Here is a 22,175-nt window from a genome sequence, read left to right as displayed (position 1 = left end):
TAACTTGTCCATGATGATTAAATTATATTATAAAATTTAACATTTAATAGATGGGGCAAACAAAGACTCCTGTTTGTCAATGAATAGTTTAAATGATTTGATGGGGTCTGAAAATCAATTAAATGACACCTTTTTTGTTTTGTCGAATGTTTTTTATGTTTATCAATAAGTTGGTGATTTATTTTTTTCTTTCGTGGATATGGGGTATCTGTGTGAAATATGACGTTATCTATTGTTGCTAAGTGATGATAAGAAAGGGGATATAAATATAATACGACCATTGCTCAGGGGGGTTAAGAATTTTGTTAACTCTGATGTGTCGATATAAAAGAATTCTTTCATTAATATTATCAAAAATCCTGGTGCTGATAGTAATAATCTGAATGCGGCCCCGGGAATTAAGTTTTCGCCAGTTGCCGCAATTCGACATTACACGTTGAAGGGGGGATTGTTATCCAGCACGGCCTGAATCACGTTTAGTGCGCCCTGATGATTATTGTCATTCGTCTGATAGCGGGAGAGCGCCTTGATACTGTCGGTGGCATTCGCCATGGCAAAAGAGTAGCGCGCCATTTTTAGCATTTCTGCATCATTGCCGCTGTCGCCGATGGCGACCACCTCCTTCGGTGAAAGGTTCCAGCGTTTCAACAATCGGCTGATACCATTGGCTTTATGGAGTCCCGGAATGATCAGATCGATAAAGCCGAAACCGCTGGTCACGGGTTTCATAATGCCGTCCAGCGCCGTATGCAGTTTGTCGATAACCAATGGGATCTGCTGGTCCGGCAAGTTCAACGAGAACTTAAACAGCACGTCGTCGATATCGTGATAGTCCTTCACCGGCTTCAGGCGGTGATAGTGCTTCGCCATTAGCGCAACAAAGGATGCCGGGGCGTGTTCACTAACGTAAGCGCTTTGCAGACCGCAGGCGACAAAGTTGAGCTGTTTATCCTTGAGCAATTCGCCGATCACGCTCCGTGACTCACGGTGGGTGAGTTCGCCGTGAAAAAGCTGTTTACCATGCTCAAACACCAGCGCGCCGTTTTCGGCGACGAAAGAGATCTCGTCTTTGAGTTCCGGGAAGAAAGAGATGAGCTGAAAATACTGATTGCCGCTGGCGACGACAAACTCAATGTTGCGTTTCTTTAGCTCGTGGTACTGCGCCATAAAACGTGCGTGATCGTACTTTTTGGCGTCATTGAGAAAAGTTCCGTCCATATCGGTGACGATAACTTTAACGGTCATATAAAGCTCCTGGCTCAAAACTGCGACCAGAAACATTTTAATAACAATGTGACCTAAAGCACAAATTTAATTTCGAATGAAAGCAAAAGCGCCGGATGGCGGCTGCACCTTATCCGGCCTACGGAGAGAGGCTTGTAGGCCCGGTAAGCGTTAGCGCCACCGGGCGTGAGTGTTAAAGCATATGTTCAGTGCGGGCGATGATATCGTCCTGCGCGTCCGGTGAAAGCGCGGTGAAGAAGGCGGAATAACCGGCTACACGGACTACCAGATCGCGATACTGATCCGGGTGCTTTTTCGCATCCAGCAGGGTCTCGCGCGATATGATGTTGTACTGAATGTGCCAGCCTTTGTGTTCTTCAAAGAAGGTCCGCAACAGGATCATCAGTTTCTGCTTGTCAGACTCATTCTCCAGCGTTGCCGGGTTCAGCTTCTGGTTCAACAGCACGCCGCCCAGGATCGAACCGGTAGGCAGTTTACCGACTGAGCCAATCACCGCCGTTGGACCAAGATGATCGGTACCGGATGCCGGGCTTGCTCCTTCCGCCAGCGGAGTATGGGCTTTACGACCATCAGGCGTCGCCATCGTTGCGGCGCCGAACGGCACGTTTGCCGAGATAGACGAGGTGCCCGCGTAGTAATTACCGCCGACCGGACCGCGTCCGTAACGTGGGTTATGGTACTGCTTCAGTTCGTCAATATAGGTCTGATAAGCACGGGCCAGCAGAGTGTCGACCGTGTCATCATCGTTGCCATACTTCGGCGCGCCGTTGATTAGACGCTGGCGCAACTGCTCGTGGGTCAGGCCGTCAAAATCCTCGGCCAGTGCCGCCGCCAACTGCTGCTGACCAATTGCTCCCTGTTCAAAGACCAGTTTTTTCACCGCGGCCAGGCTGTTGCCGAGGTTCGCGATACCAACCTGCAAGCCGGATACCCAGTCATACTTCGCTCCGCCCTGTTTAATACTTTTCGCCCGCTCGATGCAGTCATCCACCAGCGCCGAGCAGAGAATATCGTGCACGTTCTCTTCCAGCATGGTGTCGACCACATACTCGATCTCAATCGATTTGCGCGTGTAGTAGCGAATTTGCGTATCCCACGCCGCCATCACCTCATCGAAATTGTCGAAGTTACCGGCGGAGAGCGCTTTGTCCTGCGGCAGGAAGACTTTTCCGCTGGTGGCGTCACGACCACCTTCCAGCGCGGCCAGCATCACGCGGGCAAAGTTGATAAAGCTCATGCCGGTGCAGCGGTAGCCCCACTTGCCGCCCACGGCGGTTTCGATGCAGCCAATCGCTGCGTAATCGTAGGCGTCCTGCGGCTCAATCCCGAGCTTAATAAATTCCGGGATCACAATTTCATCATTGTTAAATGCCGGCATACCAAAACCACAGCGGATCACCTGTACGCAGGCGTCGAGGAAGTCATTGCTCATCCCGGCGTGATAACGCACGCTGAGGTTAGGCTGGGTTGAACGCAGACGACCGCAGGATTCAAGGATCGCGTAGGAGAGCGGATTGACCGCATCCATCGGCTGACCGTTGACCAGGTTTTGTCCGCCAATGGTGACGTTCTGATACAGCGGGCTGCCTGCTGAAGCCTTAGAATGCGAGCCGGAGCGGATTTTGTTCACTTCCAGCAGTTTCAGCCAGCAACTGTGCAGCAGCTCAATGGCGTGCTCGCGGTCCAGCGATTGGTTCAGCTCCACGTCGCGGCGATAGTACGGATAAAGATACTGGTCCATACGTCCGAACGACACCGAGTGACCGTTGGATTCAATTTGCAGAATCAACTGGATGAAGTAGCACAGCTGCAGTGCTTGCCAGAATGTCTGCGGCGGCTGATGGGCGATAAGATCGCAGTTATCCGCTATCGTCAGCAGCTCATTACGGCGGCTGACGCGCGTCTCTTCGCTCGCCATTTTACGCGCCAGTTCGGCGAAACGGGCGATGTGGTCGCTGACGGCAATCAGCACAATGTCGATGGCTTTCAGGAATTGTTCGCCATGCAGATCGTCGAGGACGGTCAGGTTAATGCGAGAGCGCCGCTCCGCGACTTTTTCCCGCAGGCCGTCAATGCCTTTTTCCAGCAGCAGTGGGAAATTAACCGCCAGGTGCGCGTCACCGGAGGTCATGTTGCCTTCGGCTTTGATGATACCGGTTTCCAGCAACCCCTTTTGCTCATCGGTAAACATGCCGTAGCAGCGATCCTGAACGGTTTGACCGCGCCACCACGGACAGACGGCATGCAACACGCGCTTATTCTCTTCACTGACCGCAAAACCCGCACCCGGTCTGTCTGCCAGGGAGTCGATCTCATTTTCAATCCACGAGACGGTGTATTCCGGGAAGATTGGCGCGGCGCGTACTTCGCTTGCCTGGTTGCCGACGATCAGCTCGTCGTGTTTGATCCAGATGGTCCGTTCTGCCAGATGATGCGCCAGGGCCAGCGCGCGGCGTACCGGAATCGGTTTGTCCAGATGTTGCTGGTACATTTCGGTGTAATGCTGCGCACGTTCGGTACAGACCGGCGGTTTGACGATGTGCACCAGCGCGGTTTTGTGCGCTTTGATGCGGTCGCTGAGCGTATCCAGTTTCAGTTGGGTCATGGGATTATCCTCGTAAAGTCGCGGTCAAACCTTTCGTGCAGGCGTACTGCTGCGCAAAGGCGAGCAGATCGGGCGCATCCAGTGGCTTATCCGGCGCGTTGTTGGGTTGGCTGAGTAAGTGGTATTTGTTGATGCCCAACGTGTGGTAGGGCAAAAAGTGGATCTCGCCAACGTGCAGTTCATCGGCGGCAAAATCGGTAATTGCTTTAATGGCCTCTTCATCAGCATTAAATCCCTGAACCAGCGGAACGCGGATGATCATTTTTTTCCCGGAGGCGGCGAGTTTTCTCAGGTTTTCCAGTACGCGTGACGCGCTACCATCTGTCCATTGCTTAAACGGCGCGTCGGCGACGTGTTTCAAATCGGCAAGGAAAAGATCGATCCAGGGCAGGGACGGTTCAATATATTTCCACGGCACATGCAGACAGGTTTCGACCGCGGTATGAATTCCCGACTCATGGCTGGCTTTAAACAGCGATGCGGCCAGCTCCGGCTGCATAAACGGTTCGCCGCCGGAAAGCGTAATGCCGCCGCCGCTGCGGTCATAAAAAGGTTTATCGCGCAGGACGGTGATCATAATCTCATCCACGCTTTTAACTTCGCCGCAGACGGTCAGCGCCTGAGTGGGGCAACAGTCGATCAGGTTGGCAAGATGCACGTCAGTGATTTTTTCGCGATGAATAAGGAGGCCATTCAGCGCGCGTTCGATAACGCCCGGGGCCGCCTGGGTGCAAAGCTCGCAGCCTTCGAGGCACAGACGTGCATCAAACAGCAGATCCTGCGTGCGCGCCCGGCTTTCCGGATTCTGGCACCAGCGACAGCCCAGAGAGCATCCTTTAAGGAACACCACGGTGCGAATTCCGGGGCCATCGTGGGTAGAATAGCGCTGAATATTGAAAATCATAAACGGCCTCTTTTGTTTCGTATAAAGATTAAATAACTTTCGAATGAAAGTTATGTTGACGTGCGTCAACTAATAGAGAGGTTTTGCCGTGGTATCTTTCTTTCATGCAAACTAGTCATTGAGGAATGATTATGGAACTCTATCTGGATACGTCCGACGTTGACGCGGTGAAAGCGCTGGCGCGAATTTTCCCGCTGGCGGGCGTGACCACTAACCCCAGCATTGTTGCCGCGGGTAAACAACCACTGGACGTCTTACTGCCGCAATTGCGTGAAGCGATGGGGGGGCAGGGACGTCTGTTTGCCCAGGTGATGGCGACGACGGCGGAAGGGATGGTGAGCGATGCGCGTAAACTTCGTGGAATCATTCCTGATATTGTGGTGAAAGTGCCGGTCACGGCGGAAGGCCTGGCGGCGATCAAGTTGCTTAAAGAGGAAGGTATTCCGACGCTGGGAACGGCGGTATACGGTGCGGCACAGGGCCTGCTGTCGGCGCTGGCGGGGGCGGAGTATGTTGCGCCTTACGTGAACCGCGTGGATGCGCAGGGCGGCGATGGCATTCAGACCGTTACCGATCTGCAGAATTTGCTGAAAATGCACGCGCCACATGCCAAAGTGCTGGCGGCCAGTTTCAAGACGCCGCGTCAGGCGCTGGATTGTCTGCTGGCGGGGTGTGAATCCATCACCTTACCGCTGGACGTTGCCCAACAGTTGATTAGCTCCCCGGCTGTTGATGCGGCGGTGGCGAAGTTTGAGCACGACTGGCAGAGCGCCTTTGGGCGAACCTCTATTTGACTTGTTCCAGGCCGGATAAGGCAACGCCGTCATCCGGCAATTCGCGCCGTCATTGCCTGATGGCGCTACGCTTATCAGGCCTGGAATCTGATCAGGATGATGCTTCCCCGCACACGTCGCAGCCTGGATTTCGCATCAGCTTCATTTCACGGAACTGACAGGTCATGGCGTCATACATAACGATTTTCCCCGAAGCCGGTTGACCATAATGGGCGAGCAGCTTAATGGCCTCCATCGCCTGTAGCGACCCAATGACGCCAATCAGCGGCGCCATCACGCCGGCTTCCACGCAGGTTAATGCGTTTTCACCAAACAGACGGCTCAGACAGCGATAGCAGGGCTCACCCTCTTTGTAGGTAAAGACGGTTACCTGGCCTTCCATGCGGATCGCCGCGCCAGAAATCAGCGGGACTTTTGCCGCATAACAACCGGCATTGAGCTGGTTACGAATGGCGACGTTATCGGTGCAGTCGAGCACCAGATCGTGTTCGGCGATGCGTGTCCGAAGGGCGGTCTCGTCCAGCAGTGCATTTACCGGGGTGATAGCCACGTGTGGATTAATACGGCTTAGCGCTGCATGCGCCGAGTCCACTTTCGGCTGGCCGAGGGTTGCATCGCTGTGTAGCGTCTGGCGCTGTAAATTCGACAGCGACACGGTATCGAAATCAAGCAGCGTCAGGTGGCCGACGCCAGCGCTCGCCAGATACTGCGAGGACGCACAACCCAGCCCACCAAGGCCGACAACCAGCACGTTGGCTTCCTTCAGCGCTTCCTGCCCGTCAAAGTCAAAGCCGCGCAGGATTATCTGTCGGTTGTAGCGCAGCATTTCCTGATCGCTGAGTTCCGCCATCAGAGGCCTCCGAACAGCGCATTGAAGGGCTCGACTTCAACCCATTCACCGGCCTCAACGTTACCGCGATCGCGCTCCAGCACAATGAAGCAGTTCCCCTGACTAAAGGAACTGAAGACATGTGAACCCTGATGGCCCGTGGTGCTCACTTCCAGTTCGCCGTTGGCGGCGCGCTGGAGGACGCCGCGCTGGAAATCGAGGCGTCCTGGCGTTTTCTTCAGTCGCGAGGCAGTTCGTACACGCTGGCGTGCAGGTAACCCGCAGGCGGTATTGCCGCTCAGTTTCGCCAGTAACGGCTGAACCAGTTGATAGAAGGTCAGCGCCGCTGACACCGGATTACCCGGCAGCCCGCAGAACCAGCTGTTGCTCAGCTTGCCGAAAGCGAACGGTTTACCCGGCTTGATTGCCAGCTTCCAGAAGGCGATTTCTCCCAGCTCTTCAAGAATAGTTTTGGTGTAATCCGCTTCACCCACCGACACGCCGCCGGAGCTGATTACCACATCCGCCTGACTGTCGGCTTCAATAAACGCCGTGCGCAGAGCGTGCGGGTCATCGCGAATGATGCCCAAATTGATCACCTCGCACCCCAACTGTTGCAGCATCAGATGCACGGTCAGGCGGTTGGTATCATAGATCTGACCTTCGCCGAGCGGTTGACCGGGCAGTTGCAGTTCATCACCGGTCGAGAACAGCGCAACGCGTACTTTACGTACCACCTGAACGTCGGCAATGCCGAGCGATGCCAGTACCGGCAGTTCGCCGGTGGTCAGGCGTGTGCCGGCAGGAAAAACCACCGCATTGTGTTTGATGTCTTCGCCACGATGGCGGATGTTTTGCCCGGCGCGGACATCGGCGGTAAAACGCACGCCGTCCTCAGTTTGTTCCGTCTGCTCTTGCATTATCACGGCATCACATCCCGCCGGTACCGGCGCGCCGGTCATAATCCGAATGCAACTCCCTACAGGCCATTCTCCCTGGAACGGTTGACCGGCGAAGGCTTTACCGGCGACCGCCAGCGGCTGTCCGCTGGCGAGGTCGGCCAGCCGCACCGCGTAGCCGTCCATCGCCGAGTTATCGAAACCCGGCACGTCGAGCGGCGAAACCACGTCGGTCGCCAGAATACGGCCAAAGCACTGCACCAGCGGCAGCGTCTCAACGGCAGTCAGCGGGGTAACACGCGATAACATTTCGGTAAGCGCTGTTTCCAGCGGCATCAGTCCGGCGGTAAATTCCATGAAAACACTCCTGCGGGGCAAAATCGAATCCGCCTATTATGTCAGAAAATACGGGGGGACAGTATGCCACCTCGGACTTAGAAAGGATGTGAACGCTTTACATGCTAATCGCATCTTTCTATAGTCAAAAATCGAATCAATAACTCTACAAAATTCTGATATTTGTAGAAGACGGACGACAAACATGGGCAAAGCAGTTATTGCAATTCACGGCGGTGCCGGGGCGATTACCCGCGCGCAGATGAGCCAGGAGCAGGAGTTACGCTATATCCAGGCGCTTTCCGACATTGTCGACGTCGGGCAAAAGATGCTGGAAGCAGGAGAAAGCGCGCTGGACGTGGTCACCGAAGCTGTGCGACTGCTTGAAGAGTGCCCGTTGTTTAATGCCGGGATCGGCGCAGTGTATACCCGTGACGAGACCCATGAACTGGATGCCTGCATTATGGATGGCAATACCTTAAACGCCGGGGCGGTGGCAGGGGTCAGCCATTTACGTAACCCGATTCTCGCTGCCCGTCTGGTTATGGAGCGCAGCCCGCATGTCATGATGATTGGCGCGGGGGCAGAAAAATTTGCTGCCGGGCAGGGGATGGCGCTCGTTTCTGCGGATCTCTTTTCAACGTCTGAACGTTATGAACAGCTGCTGGCCGCGCGCTCGAGCGGCGAAACCGTGCTGGATCACAGCGGTGCGCCGCTCGATGAAGGCAAAAAGATGGGCACCGTGGGCGCGGTGGCGTTGGATGTGCACGGCAATCTGGCAGCCGCAACCTCGACAGGGGGCATGACCAACAAATTACCGGGCCGCGTCGGCGACAGTCCGCTCGTTGGCGCGGGCTGTTATGCCAATAATGCCAGCGTGGCGGTTTCCTGCACCGGTACCGGTGAAGTGTTCATCCGCGCGCTGGCCGCCTACGACATTGCCGCGTTGATGGACTACGGCGGCCTGAGCTTATCGGAAGCCTGCGAGCGCGTAGTAATGGAAAAGTTACCGGCACTGGGTGGAAGCGGCGGACTGATCGCCATCGATCATGAGGGGAATGTGGCTTTGCCGTTTAATTGTGAAGGAATGTATCGCGCCTGGGGTTATGCCGGGGATACACCAACGACCGGGATCTACCGGGAAAAAGGGGATACCGTTGCCACACAGTGATGCGCTTGATGTCAGCGACGTGCTGGCCGTCAGCAATCTGAATATTGCCTTTCAACAGGACCAGCAGCGTACTGAGGCGGTGCGGAACCTGTCGTTTCGTCTCAAGCGCGGCGAGACGCTGGCGATTGTCGGTGAATCCGGTTCGGGAAAATCGGTCACTGCGCTGTCGTTGATGCGGTTGATTGAACAGGCTGGCGGTGAGGTTCAGTGCGAACAAATGTTGCTGCGCCGACGTAACCGCGAGGTGATTGAACTGGGCGAACAGAGCGCTTCGCAGCTTCAGCGAGTGCGGGGGGCCGATATCGCCATGATCTTCCAGGAGCCGATGACATCGCTTAACCCGGTGTTTACTGTGGGCGAGCAAATTGCCGAGTCCATCCGTCTGCATCAGGGGGCAGGGCGTGAAGCGGCTATGGCAGAGGCCAAGCGGATGCTCGATCAGGTTCGTATTCCGGAGGCGAAAGCGATACTTTCCCGCTATCCCCATCAGCTTTCCGGCGGTATGCGCCAGCGGGTGATGATTGCAATGGCGCTCTCCTGTCGCCCGGCGGTGTTGATTGCCGATGAACCAACAACCGCGCTGGACGTCACAATTCAGGCGCAGATCCTGCAACTGATCAAAGTGCTGCAACAAGAGATGTCGATGGGGGTGATTTTTATCACTCACGACATGGGCGTGGTGGCGGATGTCGCTGACCGTGTGCTGGTGATGTACCAGGGCGAAGGGGTGGAGACCGGCCGTGTGGATCAGATTTTCCGCTCGCCGCAGCATCCCTATACGCAGTCATTATTAGCGGCAGTACCGCAGCTCGGCGCGATGAAAGGTCTCCCTTATCCACGCCGCTTCCCGCTGATCTCCCTGAACGCGCCGGAAAAGCGCGAGCGACCCGTCGATCAAAATACGGTGGTTGAGGGGGACCCCATTTTGCAGGTACGTAACCTGGTCACCCGTTTTCCGCTACGCAGCGGCGTTCTTAATCGGGTGACACGGGAAGTACACGCGGTGGAAAATGTCAGCTTTGATCTCTGGCCCGGCGAGACGCTGTCGCTGGTTGGTGAATCGGGCTGTGGCAAATCCACAACCGGGCGCGCGCTACTGCGCCTGGTCGAATCGCAGTCCGGCGAGATTATTTTTAACGGCCAGCGGATCGATACGCTGTCCGACAGTCAATTGCAGCCGTTGCGCCGCGATATTCAGTTTATTTTTCAGGATCCCTACGCCTCGCTCGATCCGCGACAAACCGTGGGTTATTCCATCATGGAACCGCTGCGCGTCCACGGATTATTGCAGGGTAAGGCGGCAGCCGATCGTGTGGCGTGGCTGCTGGAACGTGTCGGGTTGCTACCGGAACATGCGTGGCGTTATCCGCATGAGTTTTCCGGTGGGCAGCGTCAGCGGATCTGCATTGCCCGCGCGCTGGCGCTCAATCCTAAAGTGATTATTGCCGATGAGTCGGTCTCCGCGCTGGATGTGTCGATTCGCGGACAAATTATCAACCTGCTGCTCGATTTGCAGCGGGAACTGGGGATCGCCTGGCTGTTCATTTCGCATGACATGGCCGTTGTTGAGCGGATCAGCCACCGTGTTGCGGTGATGCACATGGGGCAGATTGTGGAGATCGGCCCGCGCGCCGCGCTGTTTGAAGATCCGCAGCATCCGTATACCCGTAAGCTCATGGCGGCGGTTCCGGTTGCCGATCCCGGGCATCCCCGGCCGCAGCGGGTGCTGCTGTCGGACGATCTGCCGAGCAACATTTACCGGCGCGGCGAAGCGCCAGCACCTGTTTCATTGCAGTTAGTCGGGCCCGGACATTATGTCGCGCGTCCGCAACGAGAAAATGCGCTATCGCGTTTATAACATTCAGGCAGGGTTCAGGAGAAAAAAGATGACAAAATTGCTCGCCCGACATTGGCTGTTGGCATTAGGCGCGACGACCGCGCTGGCAGCGTCCCCGGCGTTTGCCGCAAAAGATGTGGTAGTCGCGGTGGGGTCCAACTTCACCACGCTCGATCCGTATGATGCGAATGACACCTTATCCCAGCAGGTCGCGAAGTCGTTTTATCAGGGGCTGTTTGGCCTTGATAAAGAGATGAAGCTGAAGAACGTGCTGGCGGAGAGTTACACCGTCTCTGACGACGGTCTGGTGTATACCCTCAAACTGCGTCAGGGGGTAAAATTCCAGGACGGCACCGACTTTAACGCCGAGGCGGTGAAAATTAACCTCGACCGCGCCAGCGATCCTGCCAACAGCCTCAAGCGTTATAACCTGTATAAAAACATCGCCAAAACAGAGGCCGTCGATCCTGCGACGGTAAAAATCACTCTGAAGCAGCCGTTCTCCGCGTTTATCAATATCCTGGCGCACCCGGCGACAGCGATGATTTCACCGGCCGCACTGGCGAAATACGGGAAAGAGATTGGGTTCCACCCGGTTGGTACCGGTCCGTACACGCTGGATACCTGGAATCAAACCGATTTTGTGAAGGTGAAGAAATTTGCGGGCTACTGGCAGTCGGGCTTGCCGAAGCTGGACAGCATCACCTGGCGTCCGGTCACCGATAACAATACCCGTGCGGCGATGCTGCAAACCGGGGAAGCACAGTTTGCATTTCCTATCCCCTACGAGCAGGCGGCGTTGTTAGAGAAAAACAAAAATCTGCAGCTGGTCGCCAGTCCGTCGATCATGCAGCGTTACATCAGCATGAACGTGACGCAAAAGCCGTTCGACAATCCGAAAGTACGCGAGGCGTTAAACTACGCCATCAACCGTCAGGCGCTGGTGAAAGTGGCGTTCGCGGGATATGCGACCCCGGCGACCGGCGTGGTGCCGCCGTCGATTGCTTATGCGCAAAGCTACACGGCCTGGCCTTACGATCCGGCAAAGGCACGAGAACTGCTGAAAGAAGCGGGTTACCCAAACGGTTTTAGCACCACGCTGTGGTCATCGCACAATCACAGTACCGCCCAGAAAGTGTTGCAGTTTACCCAGCAGCAGCTGGCACAGGTGGGGGTTAAAGTGCAGGTGACGGCGATGGATGCCGGTCAGCGCGCGTCAGAAGTGGAGGGCAAAGGGCAGAAAGAGAGCGGCGTCAGAATGTTCTACACGGGGTGGTCGGCCTCGACCGGTGAAGCGGACTGGGCGCTGTCGCCGCTGTTTGCTTCGCAAAACTGGCCGCCAACGCTGTTTAACACCGCGTTCTACAGTAATCCGCAGGTGGATACCGATCTGGCCGACGCGCTGAAAACAACCGATCCGCAAGAGAAAGCGCGGCTGTACAAAGCGGCGCAGGATGTTGTCTGGAAAGAGTCGCCGTGGATCCCGCTGGTGGTGGAAAAACTGGTCTCGGCGCACAGTAACAAACTGACCGGTTTCTGGATCATGCCAGATACGGGGTTCAGCTTTGATGATGCAGATTTGAAATAAGCCACAGCGGAAACCTGATGCTTAACTATATTCTCAAGCGCCTGCTGGGGTTGATTCCGACCCTGTTCATTGTTGCGGTGCTGGTGTTTTTATTTGTCCACCTGTTACCCGGTGACCCGGCGCGGCTGATTGCCGGGCCGGAAGCCGACGCGCAGGTGATCGAACTGGTTCGTCAGCAGCTCGGTCTCGACCGGTCGCTGCACGTCCAGTTCTGGCATTACATGACGAATGTGTTGCAGGGCGATTTTGGACTCTCGATGGTCTCTCGCCGGCCGGTCTCGGAGGAGATCGCCAGCCGCTTTATGCCTACGCTGTGGCTGACGTTGACCAGTATGATCTGGGCCGTTCTGTTCGGTATGGCGGCGGGGATTGTCGCAGCGGTATGGCGTAATCGCTGGCCGGATCGCCTCAGCATGACGCTGGCCGTTACCGGGATCTCCTTTCCGGCGTTCGCGCTGGGGATGCTGTTAATGCAGGTGTTCTCCGTGGAGTTAGGCTGGTTACCGACCGTCGGGGCTGATAGCTGGCAGCACTATATTCTGCCCTCTGTCACTCTTGGCGCGGCGGTAGCCTCGGTGATGGCGCGCTTTACCCGCGCCTCGTTTGTTGATGTGCTCAGCGAGGACTATATGCGCACCGCCCGGGCGAAAGGGGTGAGTGAAACGTGGGTGGTGCTCAAACATGGACTGCGCAATGCGATGATCCCGGTCGTCACCATGATGGGGTTACAGTTCGGCTTTTTGCTCGGCGGTTCTATCGTGGTCGAAAAGGTCTTCAACTGGCCTGGTCTCGGACGTCTGCTGGTAGACTCCGTAGAGATGCGTGATTATCCGGTGATTCAGGCGGAAGTTCTCCTGTTCTCACTGGAATTTATTCTTATCAACTTAGTGGTGGATGTGCTGTATGCCGCCATTAACCCGGCTATCAGGTACAAGTAGGGATGCGATTACTTAACTGGCGCCGTCAGGCGATTTTAAATGCCATGCCGAGGGTGAAACCCGAACGGGTACGCACGCCGTGGCACGAGTTCTGGCGACGTTTTCGTCGTCAGCATGTGGCGCTGATTGCTGGCCTGTTTGTGCTGCTGCTGATCCTGGTGGCGATCTTCGCTCGTTGGCTGACGCCATTCGATGCAGAAAACTATTTCGATTACGACAGGCTGAATGACGGGCCGTCGATGATGCACTGGTTCGGCGTGGATTCGCTGGGCAGAGATATCTTCAGTCGCGTGCTGGTTGGCGCGCAAATCTCGCTGGCGGCAGGCGTTTTTGCGGTATTGATTGGCGCGGCCATTGGCACCGTACTGGGACTGTTGGCAGGCTACTATGAAGGCTGGTGGGACCGAATCATCATGCGCATCTGCGACGTGCTGTTCGCGTTTCCAGGGATCCTGCTGGCGATTGCCGTGGTGGCGGTGCTGGGTAGCGGCATTGCCAACGTGATTATCGCAGTGGCGATTTTCTCCATCCCGGCGTTCGCCCGTCTGGTACGCGGCAATACGCTGGTACTGAAGCAGCAGACGTTTATCGAATCGGCGCGCAGCATTGGTGCCAGCGATGCGACTATTATTTTCAGCCATATCCTGCCGGGAACCGTCTCGTCGATTGTGGTCTTTTTTACCATGCGTATTGGCACCTCGATAATCTCAGCGGCAAGCCTGTCATTTCTGGGGCTGGGCGCACAGCCGCCGACGCCGGAGTGGGGCGCGATGCTAAATGAGGCGCGGGCGGATATGGTGATTGCGCCGCACGTGGCGTTGTTCCCCGCGGTGGCGATATTCCTTTCGGTACTGGCGTTTAATCTGCTTGGTGATGGCCTGCGCGATGCGCTGGATCCAAAGATTAAAGGGTGAATCGTAGACCTGATAAGACGCGTTTGCGTCTTATCAGGTATTGCCGGATGGCGGCACAAATGCGTTATCCGGCCTGCGTCAGCGTTAAACCCGCGTGCCCCACAGATCGTACTCGTCGGCGTTTTCCACCTTCACGCGGATCACGTCGCCCGGTTTCACGTTGGTTTCACCATTCAGATAGACCGCGCCGTCGATTTCCGGTGCGTCGGCCATACTGCGGCCAATCGCGCCTTCTTCATCAACTTCATCGACAATCACCAGAATTTCGCGACCCACTTTCTCCTGCAGTCGTTCAGCAGAGATTTGCTGCTGCAGTTGCATAAAGCGGTTCCAGCGATCTTCTTTAACCTCTTCCGGCACCTGATCGGGCAGTTCATTGGCACCCGCCCCGTCTACCGGGCTGTATTTAAAGCAGCCTACGCGGTCGAGACGCGCTTCTTTCAGGAAGTCGAGCAGCATCTGGAAATCGTCTTCCGTTTCCCCCGGGAAACCGACAATAAACGTCGAGCGCAGGGTCAGTTCCGGACAGATGTCGCGCCATTGTTTGATGCGCGCCAGTTGGCGGTCTACCGAACCGGGGCGCTTCATCAGTTTGAGAATGCGCGGGCTGGCGTGCTGAAGTGGGATATCCAGGTACGGCAGGATCTTGCCTTCTGCCATCAGCGGGATAACGTCGTCGACATGCGGATACGGATAGACGTAGTGCAGACGCGTCCAGATGCCCAGTTTTGACAACTGTTCGCACAGGCTGACCATACTGGTTTTCACCGGCTCACCGTTATAGAACCCGGTGCGGTGCTTCACGTCCACGCCGTAGGCTGAGGTATCCTGCGAAATCACGAGGATCTCCTTGACACCCGCATCGACCAGCCGCTTTGCTTCGCTCAGCACATCACCAATTGGACGGCTGACCAGATCGCCACGCATTGATGGAATGATGCAGAAGGTGCAGCGATGGTTGCAGCCTTCAGAAATTTTCAGGTAGGCATAATGGCGTGGAGTCAGCTTCACGCCCTGTTCAGGCACCAGGCTCAGGAACGGATTGTGCTTTGGTTTCGGCACGTAGTGGTGGACGTGTTCCAGAACCTGTTCATAGCTATGCGGACCGGTGATTTCCAGCACTTTCGGATGGACTTCACGGATCTGATCTTCTTTCGCGCCCAGACAGCCGGTTACGATCACTTTACCGTTTTCGTTCAGCGCTTCGCCAATGGCCTCCAGTGATTCCTGCACTGCGCTGTCGATAAAACCGCAGGTGTTGACGATCACCATATCGGCATCGTCGTAGCTCGGGACAACATCGTAGCCTTCGGTACGCAGTTCAGTCAGGATACGTTCCGAATCGACGAGGTTTTTCGGACAGCCAAGGGAAACGAAGCCGATTTTCGGCTGGTGGGTTACTTTGCTCATAGCTTAAAAAGTGTTCAGTTATTGGAATGTTCAGGGCAGGGATTCTACAGAGTTCCGCACAAAAATTGTATTGCTATCTCTTCGGATCAGTGAGGGAAAACCTGCATCGGTTTATAACTAGTGTGTAAATAATGTTAATTCTGAGTGAATTGTTGATCCCAGGCATCCTTTTGTACAAAAAATAGCCATACTATTACGTTGCACCATGGCTGGAAGAGGAGGAACGAAGTATGTTCGTTGACAGACTGAGAACCGATCTGCTGAATAAGCTCATCAACGCCAGGATCGACCTCGCTGCGTATCTGCAGCTAAGGATGGCGAAAGGATACATGTCAGTCAGCGAGAATGATCATCTACGTGAGAACTTTTTCGAACTGAACCGCGAGCTGCACGATAAATCGCTGCGCTTGAATCTGCATCTCGATCAAGAAGAATGGGATGCATTGCACCATGCCGAAGGTGCACTCGCCGCTGCGGCGGTGTGCCTGATGAGCGGACACCACGACTGTCCGACTTTTATTGCCGTCAATGCAGAAAAACTCAATACCTGCCTGACAACCTTAACGCTGAGCATTCAGAGTCTGCAGGCGCATTCAACGTTTGAAAAAGCCTGATTTTCGGGGGAGGCGACTCCCCCTTCATCGTTAAGTTTTTGTAAAAATGCCCCTCTGACGTTTCTCGCTGACTACGCTTTAACCAGAGTCAACAAGGAGGCGTCATGCGTCGCTCGCTTATCCCTTTACTTCTATTGCTGATGATTCCCGGGTTTACACAGGCCGAAACGCCTGCGGTTAATGTCGAGGTTCTGCAAACCAAACTTGACCATCCGTGGGCGCTGGCTTTTCTGCCAGGCGACAACGGTATGCTGCTAACCCTGAAGGGCGGACAGTTGCGCCACTGGCAGGCAGGGAAAGGGCTTTCCGATCCGATCCCTGGCGTACCTAAGGTCTGGGCGAGCGGGCAGGGCGGCCTTCTGGACGTAGCGTTGGCTCCAGATTTTAGCCAGTCGCGGCGCGTCTGGCTCAGTTTCGCGCAGGCCGATACGCAGGGCAATGCAGGAACCGCGGTGGGCTATGGTCGACTCAGCGACGATCTCGCACGGCTGGAAAACTTCCGGATCGTCTTCCGTCAGATGCCAAAACTGTCAACCGGCAATCATTTTGGTGGGCGGCTGGTTTTTGACGGTAAGGGACATCTGTTCATTGGACTGGGAGAAAACAACCAGCGGTCGACCGCGCAGGATCTCGATAAATTGCAGGGGAAAGTGGTGCGTCTGACCGATCAAGGGGAAATCCCGCAGGACAATCCGTTTGTCAATCAACCGGGGGCGCGTGCAGAAATCTGGTCTTATGGGATCCGCAATCCGCAGGGGATGGCGATGAACCCGTGGAGCGATGTGCTGTGGCTGAACGAACACGGGCCGCGCGGCGGTGATGAGATCAATATCCCCGAAAAAGGGAAAAACTATGGCTGGCCGCTGGCGACCTGGGGGATCAACTACAGCGGGTTTAAGATCCCGGAAGCGCAGGGTGAAAAGGTCGCAGGTACCGAACAGCCCATTTTCTACTGGCAGAAATCACCTGCCGTCAGCGGGATGGCATTTTATAACAATGGGACATTCCCCCAGTGGCAGAAGAAACTGTTTATTGGCGCATTGAAAGACCAGAGTGTGATTGTGATGAGCGTTGACGGCAATAAGGTGACTGAAGACGGACGTATTCTGGCTGAGCGGAAACAGCGGATCCGCGATGTGCGCGTCGGACCTGACGGTTATCTGTACGTGTTAACCGACGAGTCCGACGGCGAGTTACTTAAAGTCAGTCCGCAAAACCGTTCCGCTGCCGTTGCCGATAATCCGTAAGCTGTTTTACCAGACGCATTTCGTCGCTGCAGCAGGGCGTGCCATCCGGTTTCAGTACATCGTGAAACCACAGTGATTGCGGATCCGGATGGGATTTATTGACACCGGGCCAGGGGAGCCAGGTCTGAGTTTTGCCCTGCACCAGTCCCCAGTGATAGCAACCCGTATCAAAAGCGCTAAAAAGGGGAAGTTGTTCGCTGAACACGCAGTGGGTATGACGTGAAAGCCACTCAGTACACAGTACCGGGCGGTTAAACTGAGAAAGTGCGTGCAAAATATCCGATTGCATAGCGGCTGGAACGTAGGCGTGATAGCTGATGATATCCGAGAGCTCCAGCGCAGCAACGTCGATCGGGTGCTTAAGCGTCCCCCAGCGCTCATGATCCACATGCCATGCGCAGACGGTTAACGGTTGCGATGGACCCACGCTTCGCGCCCAGCGAAAAACGGCGCGCACCATCTGTAAGGCATACTCTTCCAGCGCTACATCCGCTTCGGCATATTCTTGCGGGGAGAGGAAAATCCCCCGGTTGCCCGGTTCATTGTATAAATCCCAGATCGCAATGCGCGTGTCGCTGGAAAAATGCGTGAGGATATCGCGAACGTACGCTTCGACCTGCGGCCACTGGTCAGGATCCATCACGATGGCTCTGCCTGGGCTGGCAGCGGCCTGACTGTTATGCACTCCCGGTGCAGGCGGCTTTTGTGGACCGAACCACGGTTCATCACCGGAAAAGCCGCAGTCGTCCATCAGCGTCAGCATCACCTGAATATGATGACGCGCGGCGATCTCCAGAAACGTATCAATCCGCGTCAGTAGCCCCTCCCTGTCGTGCTGCCAGACGATAAACGGCAGGTTGGTCCGCAAGGCGTTATAGCCGTAGCTTTCCGCCCAGGCGAGTTCCTGCTCGATGACCGGTAAATCGAAGGTGTCGGCCTGCCACATTTCGCTCCAGTTAACGGCAGTTCGTGGCAGATAATTGAACCCACACGCCCATCCATGTTCCTTATACCAGGACTGCGCCCGGGCGGTACTCCATTGTTGTGGCATCGTTGGTCTCCATGCAGATAGTTTGTTCGCTAATGTTTATTAGTTTCGGCTTCGCGGCAATGGCCGCAGCGACTTTCTGCAAAGCGCTTCACGAATTGAGTACCGCGATTTGAGAGGGGAATCAGGAAGTATAATTGTATGAAATATAAAGGAAAAAACTATATGTGTAAGTTATGACTATTAACGGGAAATCGGTACGCGGCAGCAGTCCGCGTACCTGAGTGACTTAGCTAACGGGAATCATGACCGTTTTACGAAACGCCGGGCGCTCGCTGAGCTGCTGGTACCAGCGTTCAAGATGCTGACGCGGCGTCCACGTCAGGCCCACGTTGAACAGGTTGTAGACAAACGGGGCGATGGCGATATCACCGGTGCCAAACTCGTTACCTGAAAACCAGGGCTGGTTGGCCAGGGCAGCATCGAGGATCGCAAACAACTCGTCACAACGCTTCGCCCCCGCATCGATGGCGGCGCTATCGCGCTGTTCCGGCGGTGTTCTCACTAAACCGAAAAGCACGACGCGGTGTGCAGGGCTTAAGGTCTGGTTGGCCCAGTCCATCCATTTTTCGCCTTCCGCCCGGCGTGCCGGATCCTCTACCCAAAGACGTTTTTGCCCATATTGCGCAGCCAGGTAACGTACGATGGTGTTGGATTCCCACAACAAAAGATCGCTTTCATCATCACGCAGCAAAGGCACCAGACCGTTCGGGTTCATCGCCAGATAATCTGCATCGTGGTTCAGGCCAAACTGTCCTCCCGCCAGGATATGGTTAAACGGCAATTCCAGTTCTTCGAGCGTCCACAACACTTTCTTGACGTTGGTTGAGTTATTCCTGCCCCACAGCGTAATCATAATTACCCCTCAAAAAATGGACAGCCTCAGGGCTGCGTTCACTCCACATGGTGAGATAAACCCAACATTTACGCAACAGCCAACAAAAAATTCCTCACAGTTGCAGCGTAGCGGGGGGTTATTGCATAAACTTTAAAAACTTTACCAACTTACGGTTCCCTTACGCTTCTTAGTGCGTTATTACTCACCGCACTTATTATACGGTGGTATGACGTATATTTTTTGAATGGATACTCGGGTGGCATTTATGACGCAATACGTTTCTTCCCTTCGTAATTTTGCAGCGGGTTCAGCACTTTTATTTCTCTTCGCGCCAACAGTGATGGCGGCGGAGCAGACAATTGACGCGCCGAGCGTCGATGCGCGCGCGTGGATTTTAATGGATTACTCCAGCGGTAAGGTGCTGGCAGAAGGCAATGCCGATGAGAAACTGGATCCCGCCAGTCTGACGAAAATCATGACCAGCTATGTGGTGGGACAGGCGCTAAAAGCGGGGAAAATTAAACTAACCGACATGGTGACGGTAGGCAAAGACGCCTGGGCGACCGGCAACCCGGCGCTTCGCGGCTCCTCAGTCATGTTCCTGAAACCTGGCGATCAGGTGGCGGTTTCCGATCTCAACAAAGGGGTGATCATTCAGTCCGGCAACGATGCCTGTATCGCGCTTGCAGACTATGTCGCGGGCAGCCAGGAGTCATTTATCGGTTTGATGAACGGCTATGCGAAAAAGCTTGGGCTGACGAACACGACCTTCCAGACGGTACATGGTCTGGACGCGCCGGGTCAGTTCAGCACCGCGCGTGATATGGCGCTGCTGGGTAAAGCACTGATCCACGATGTGCCGGAAGAGTATGCGATCCATAAAGAGAAAGAGTTCACCTTCAACAAGATTCGCCAACCCAACCGTAACCGTCTGCTCTGGAGCTCCAACCTGAACGTTGACGGTATGAAAACGGGCACCACGGCGGGAGCCGGATACAATCTGGTCGCGTCAGCCACCCAGGGAGATATGCGGCTGATTTCGGTGGTGTTAGGCACCAAAACCGACCGTATCCGTTTTAATGAATCGGAAAAACTGTTGACCTGGGGTTTCCGCTTCTTCGAAACCGTGACGCCAATCAAACCAGATGCCACCTTTGTGACCCAGCGCGTCTGGTTTGGTGACAAGAGTGAGGTGAATCTGGGGGCGGGTGAAGCCGGTTCCGTGACCATTCCGCGTGGTCAACTGAAAAACCTGAAAGCCAGCTTTACGCTAACTGAACCGCAGCTCACCGCGCCGCTGAAAAAAGGCCAGGTGGTCGGGACGATTGACTTCCAGTTGAATGGCAAGTCGATTGAGCAGCGTCCGCTGATCGTAATGGAAGCGGTTGAAGAAGGTGGGTTCTTTGGGCGGATGTGGGATTTCGTATTGATGAAATTCCATCAGTGGTTTGGTGGCTGGTTCTCTTAAGCATTTGTGGCTTGCCGGATGGGGCTGACGCCTGTCCGGCAAGCTGCAATTAGTACATTAGCGTTATCTGCTGTGCTTTGGCGAAGCTGACAAATTCATCGTCCGGGCAACAGTCGCTGATCACCGTGTCAAAGTGCTTTAAATCTCCCATCCGGGCCGGACGAACCTTACCAAATTTGCTGTGATCGACCACCAGCACGTGGTACTGGGCCATCGACATCGCCCAGTGTTTCACGGGCAACTCTTCCAGATTAAAACAGGTCGCCCCTTTACTGATGTGAATGCCTGCCGCCGAGTAGAAGGCGATATCCGGACAGATAGTGTTTAACGTTTCCCGGGCATCAAGCGGTTTGAAAATCGCATTACTGGCGTGGAATTCGCCACCAGAGAGGATCGCCCGACACAGCGGTTTTTCCTGCAACGCCATAAACGTATTCAGGGAATAGCAGACGGCGGTAAACGGGATTTCATTATCGATCGCTTCGATGATCCATGGCGTGGTGGTGCCGCAGTCAAAAAACAGCGTTTGATGCGGCTGCACCAGACTTGCTGCCAGTTGCGCCGCGCGACGCTTTTCTTCCACCAGACGGGATTTTTGATCGCTGAGCAGATAGTGGCTGGCGCTGCGGGGTTCCAGCACAATATAGCCACCTAATAACACCACCGGCGCGCTGTTGTTATTCAGGTCGCGACGAATGGTCATTTCAGAGACGCCCAGCAGGGTCGCGGCTTCCTTAAGATGGAGTTTATCGCTGCGTTTCAGTGCCTGCAGCAATTGACCAATACGCTCTTCGCGACGTGTTTCCATAATTCCCCTGGATGAATAATTAAGCGCTCTGTCCGCTACTGAGCGCTTAATATTACTCTTTTTTCCTTCGTCTAGTCACGCACCCAGCCTTTACGGATCGGCAGGGCGAAACAGATACGGTAACTATATTGCAGACCACGATAGAGAGTCTGGCCAAATTTTAGCCAGAAAATCTGTGCGCTCAGGCAGCCGATCATCCCTGCCAGCAGGCCGCCAAGCATGTCGAGCGGCCAGTGCACGCCAAGATAAACCCGGGACCAGGCGATGGCCACGGCCAGCAGCATCAGCAGGACACCGGACCAGAGACGGTGCCAGAACAAAAACGCCAGCGCGAAGGTAAATATCACGGTTCCGTGATCGCTGGGAAACGAGTCATCTGCCGCATGCTGGAGATAATTGTAGCCAATGCGATCGGCAAACGGACGATCGTGCGGGAACAGGTGTCCCATTACCCAGGATACCAGCAGGCTGACGACCAGCGCCATCGCCATTTTGACGATCATCTGCCGCTGCGCGCAAACCTGTTCGCGCGGTCCCCACAGCCAGAGGATAACGGCTAACAGCGGGACGATATTGATCAGATCTTTAGCGATAAAAATGGCAAGGGAAATCATCCACGATGCCGAGTCCGGCGTGGCATTGATTAAGTAGAACAGCGAATAGTTAATATTTTCCAGCATAG

At 55.1% G+C, this 22,175-nt stretch carries 19 protein-coding genes; 9 read left to right on the top strand and 10 right to left on the bottom strand.

The features are described from left to right. Positions 1-429 precede the first annotated feature (429 nt). The 3 genes from I6L53_RS14490 to I6L53_RS14480 form a co-directional block, all read right to left on the bottom strand. Complete coding sequence (locus tag I6L53_RS14490) at positions 430-1,245, bottom strand: Cof-type HAD-IIB family hydrolase (protein ID WP_042320407.1); 816 nt, start codon at positions 1,243-1,245, stop codon at positions 430-432. Between the two features lie 172 nt (positions 1,246-1,417). Next, the gene (locus I6L53_RS14485; protein ID WP_042320404.1) at positions 1,418-3,850 is read right to left on the bottom strand and encodes a glycyl radical protein; all 2,433 of its coding nucleotides are present in this window, start codon (positions 3,848-3,850) and stop codon (positions 1,418-1,420) included. A gap of 4 nt (positions 3,851-3,854) precedes the next feature. Next, positions 3,855-4,754: a glycyl-radical enzyme activating protein gene (locus I6L53_RS14480; RefSeq protein ID WP_042320401.1), complete on the bottom strand. Its 900-nt coding sequence runs from the start codon at positions 4,752-4,754 to the stop codon at positions 3,855-3,857. Between the two features lie 131 nt (positions 4,755-4,885). On the opposite strand from I6L53_RS14480, the gene fsa reads away from it, so the two are divergent. Continuing rightward, positions 4,886-5,548, top strand: coding sequence for a fructose-6-phosphate aldolase (gene fsa, locus I6L53_RS14475; RefSeq protein WP_042320398.1), 663 nt, complete (start codon positions 4,886-4,888; stop codon positions 5,546-5,548). A gap of 91 nt (positions 5,549-5,639) precedes the next feature. Here the strand turns inward: fsa and moeB are convergent, their stop codons facing one another. Both moeB and moeA read right to left on the bottom strand, forming a co-directional pair. Next, positions 5,640-6,398: a molybdopterin-synthase adenylyltransferase MoeB gene (gene moeB, locus I6L53_RS14470; RefSeq protein ID WP_042320394.1), complete on the bottom strand. Its 759-nt coding sequence runs from the start codon at positions 6,396-6,398 to the stop codon at positions 5,640-5,642. Further along, positions 6,398-7,633 (bottom strand): molybdopterin molybdotransferase MoeA, encoded by a 1,236-nt coding sequence (gene moeA, locus I6L53_RS14465; protein WP_042320393.1) that lies wholly within the window; start codon positions 7,631-7,633, stop codon positions 6,398-6,400. Before moeA ends, moeB begins: the two co-directional genes overlap by 1 nt. Positions 7,634-7,817: 184 nt before the next feature. On the opposite strand from moeA, the gene iaaA reads away from it, so the two are divergent. The 5 genes from iaaA to gsiD are packed head-to-tail and all read left to right on the top strand — an operon-like array spanning position 7,818 to position 14,060. Continuing rightward, positions 7,818-8,783: a beta-aspartyl-peptidase gene (gene iaaA / locus I6L53_RS14460; RefSeq protein ID WP_042320391.1), complete on the top strand. Its 966-nt coding sequence runs from the start codon at positions 7,818-7,820 to the stop codon at positions 8,781-8,783. After that, positions 8,770-10,641 carry a glutathione ABC transporter ATP-binding protein GsiA gene (gsiA, locus tag I6L53_RS14455; RefSeq protein WP_042320390.1) on the top strand — a complete coding sequence of 624 codons (1,872 nt, stop codon included), beginning with the start codon at positions 8,770-8,772 and terminating at the stop codon, positions 10,639-10,641. Before iaaA ends, gsiA begins: the two co-directional genes overlap by 14 nt. 28 nt (positions 10,642-10,669) lie before the next feature. Next, positions 10,670-12,208 carry a glutathione ABC transporter substrate-binding protein GsiB gene (gene gsiB / locus I6L53_RS14450; protein ID WP_042320388.1) on the top strand — a complete coding sequence of 513 codons (1,539 nt, stop codon included), beginning with the start codon at positions 10,670-10,672 and terminating at the stop codon, positions 12,206-12,208. Positions 12,209-12,225: 17 nt separating this feature from the next. Beyond that, the gene (gene gsiC / locus I6L53_RS14445) at positions 12,226-13,146 is read left to right on the top strand and encodes a glutathione ABC transporter permease GsiC (RefSeq protein WP_042320386.1); all 921 of its coding nucleotides are present in this window, start codon (positions 12,226-12,228) and stop codon (positions 13,144-13,146) included. 2 nt (positions 13,147-13,148) lie between these two features. Then, positions 13,149-14,060: a glutathione ABC transporter permease GsiD gene (gene gsiD, locus I6L53_RS14440; protein ID WP_042320384.1), complete on the top strand. Its 912-nt coding sequence runs from the start codon at positions 13,149-13,151 to the stop codon at positions 14,058-14,060. A gap of 84 nt (positions 14,061-14,144) precedes the next feature. Here the strand turns inward: gsiD and rimO are convergent, their stop codons facing one another. Then, on the bottom strand, positions 14,145-15,470 hold the full coding sequence (gene rimO, locus I6L53_RS14435; protein ID WP_042320382.1) for a 30S ribosomal protein S12 methylthiotransferase RimO: 1,326 nt from the start codon (positions 15,468-15,470) through the stop codon (positions 14,145-14,147). Between the two features lie 230 nt (positions 15,471-15,700). Here rimO and bssR point away from each other — a divergent pair, with 230 nt between their 5' ends. Together bssR and I6L53_RS14425 are read left to right on the top strand one after the other, a co-directional pair. Further along, positions 15,701-16,084: a biofilm formation regulator BssR gene (bssR, locus tag I6L53_RS14430; RefSeq protein ID WP_042320380.1), complete on the top strand. Its 384-nt coding sequence runs from the start codon at positions 15,701-15,703 to the stop codon at positions 16,082-16,084. A gap of 140 nt (positions 16,085-16,224) precedes the next feature. Beyond that, the gene (locus tag I6L53_RS14425) at positions 16,225-17,331 is read left to right on the top strand and encodes a PQQ-dependent sugar dehydrogenase (RefSeq protein WP_232231083.1); all 1,107 of its coding nucleotides are present in this window, start codon (positions 16,225-16,227) and stop codon (positions 17,329-17,331) included. Here the strand turns inward: I6L53_RS14425 and I6L53_RS14420 are convergent. Further along, positions 17,288-18,382 carry a glycoside hydrolase 5 family protein gene (locus I6L53_RS14420; RefSeq protein ID WP_042320374.1) on the bottom strand — a complete coding sequence of 365 codons (1,095 nt, stop codon included), beginning with the start codon at positions 18,380-18,382 and terminating at the stop codon, positions 17,288-17,290. The genes I6L53_RS14425 and I6L53_RS14420 overlap by 44 nt on opposite strands. 226 nt (positions 18,383-18,608) lie before the next feature. Further along, positions 18,609-19,235, bottom strand: a complete 627-nt coding sequence (locus I6L53_RS14415; RefSeq protein WP_042320373.1) for a glutathione S-transferase family protein — start codon at positions 19,233-19,235, stop codon at positions 18,609-18,611. A gap of 247 nt (positions 19,236-19,482) precedes the next feature. On the opposite strand from I6L53_RS14415, the gene dacC reads away from it, so the two are divergent. Then, positions 19,483-20,685 carry a serine-type D-Ala-D-Ala carboxypeptidase gene (dacC, locus tag I6L53_RS14410; protein ID WP_042320561.1) on the top strand — a complete coding sequence of 401 codons (1,203 nt, stop codon included), beginning with the start codon at positions 19,483-19,485 and terminating at the stop codon, positions 20,683-20,685. Positions 20,686-20,734: 49 nt separating this feature from the next. On the opposite strand, the gene deoR is transcribed toward dacC, so the two are convergent. Both deoR and ybjG read right to left on the bottom strand, forming a co-directional pair. Continuing rightward, positions 20,735-21,493, bottom strand: coding sequence for a DNA-binding transcriptional repressor DeoR (deoR, locus tag I6L53_RS14405; RefSeq protein ID WP_042320371.1), 759 nt, complete (start codon positions 21,491-21,493; stop codon positions 20,735-20,737). Between the two features lie 71 nt (positions 21,494-21,564). Further along, on the bottom strand, positions 21,565-22,173 hold the full coding sequence (ybjG, locus tag I6L53_RS14400; RefSeq protein ID WP_042320369.1) for an undecaprenyl-diphosphate phosphatase: 609 nt from the start codon (positions 22,171-22,173) through the stop codon (positions 21,565-21,567). Positions 22,174-22,175 lie beyond the last annotated feature (2 nt).

The sequence above is a fragment of the Citrobacter farmeri genome (genome assembly GCF_019048065.1).
GTDB classification, from domain to species: domain Bacteria; phylum Pseudomonadota; class Gammaproteobacteria; order Enterobacterales; family Enterobacteriaceae; genus Citrobacter_A; species Citrobacter_A farmeri.
Note: the sequence above shows the minus strand (reverse complement) of the source record. Positions and strands in the feature narration are given on the sequence as shown.

What these genes read in the sequence shown, in the direction of transcription:
- moeA (WP_042320393.1), bottom strand. Translation starts at nt 7,633, where the DNA reads ATGGAATTTACCGCCGGACTGATGCCGCTGGAAACAGCGCTTACCGAA.
- gsiC (WP_042320386.1), top strand. Translation starts at nt 12,226, where the DNA reads ATGCTTAACTATATTCTCAAGCGCCTGCTGGGGTTGATTCCGACCCTG.
- gsiB (WP_042320388.1), top strand. Translation starts at nt 10,670, where the DNA reads ATGACAAAATTGCTCGCCCGACATTGGCTGTTGGCATTAGGCGCGACG.
- I6L53_RS14425 (WP_232231083.1), top strand. Translation starts at nt 16,225, where the DNA reads ATGATTCCCGGGTTTACACAGGCCGAAACGCCTGCGGTTAATGTCGAG.
- deoR (WP_042320371.1), bottom strand. Translation starts at nt 21,493, where the DNA reads ATGGAAACACGTCGCGAAGAGCGTATTGGTCAATTGCTGCAGGCACTG.
- I6L53_RS14480 (WP_042320401.1), bottom strand. Translation starts at nt 4,754, where the DNA reads ATGATTTTCAATATTCAGCGCTATTCTACCCACGATGGCCCCGGAATT.
- fsa (WP_042320398.1), top strand. Translation starts at nt 4,886, where the DNA reads ATGGAACTCTATCTGGATACGTCCGACGTTGACGCGGTGAAAGCGCTG.
- bssR (WP_042320380.1), top strand. Translation starts at nt 15,701, where the DNA reads ATGTTCGTTGACAGACTGAGAACCGATCTGCTGAATAAGCTCATCAAC.
- I6L53_RS14420 (WP_042320374.1), bottom strand. Translation starts at nt 18,382, where the DNA reads ATGCCACAACAATGGAGTACCGCCCGGGCGCAGTCCTGGTATAAGGAA.
- ybjG (WP_042320369.1), bottom strand. Translation starts at nt 22,173, where the DNA reads ATGCTGGAAAATATTAACTATTCGCTGTTCTACTTAATCAATGCCACG.
- dacC (WP_042320561.1), top strand. Translation starts at nt 19,483, where the DNA reads ATGACGCAATACGTTTCTTCCCTTCGTAATTTTGCAGCGGGTTCAGCA.
- I6L53_RS14415 (WP_042320373.1), bottom strand. Translation starts at nt 19,235, where the DNA reads ATGATTACGCTGTGGGGCAGGAATAACTCAACCAACGTCAAGAAAGTG.
- rimO (WP_042320382.1), bottom strand. Translation starts at nt 15,470, where the DNA reads ATGAGCAAAGTAACCCACCAGCCGAAAATCGGCTTCGTTTCCCTTGGC.
- iaaA (WP_042320391.1), top strand. Translation starts at nt 7,818, where the DNA reads ATGGGCAAAGCAGTTATTGCAATTCACGGCGGTGCCGGGGCGATTACC.
- moeB (WP_042320394.1), bottom strand. Translation starts at nt 6,398, where the DNA reads ATGGCGGAACTCAGCGATCAGGAAATGCTGCGCTACAACCGACAGATA.
- I6L53_RS14490 (WP_042320407.1), bottom strand. Translation starts at nt 1,245, where the DNA reads ATGACCGTTAAAGTTATCGTCACCGATATGGACGGAACTTTTCTCAAT.
- I6L53_RS14485 (WP_042320404.1), bottom strand. Translation starts at nt 3,850, where the DNA reads ATGACCCAACTGAAACTGGATACGCTCAGCGACCGCATCAAAGCGCAC.
- gsiD (WP_042320384.1), top strand. Translation starts at nt 13,149, where the DNA reads ATGCGATTACTTAACTGGCGCCGTCAGGCGATTTTAAATGCCATGCCG.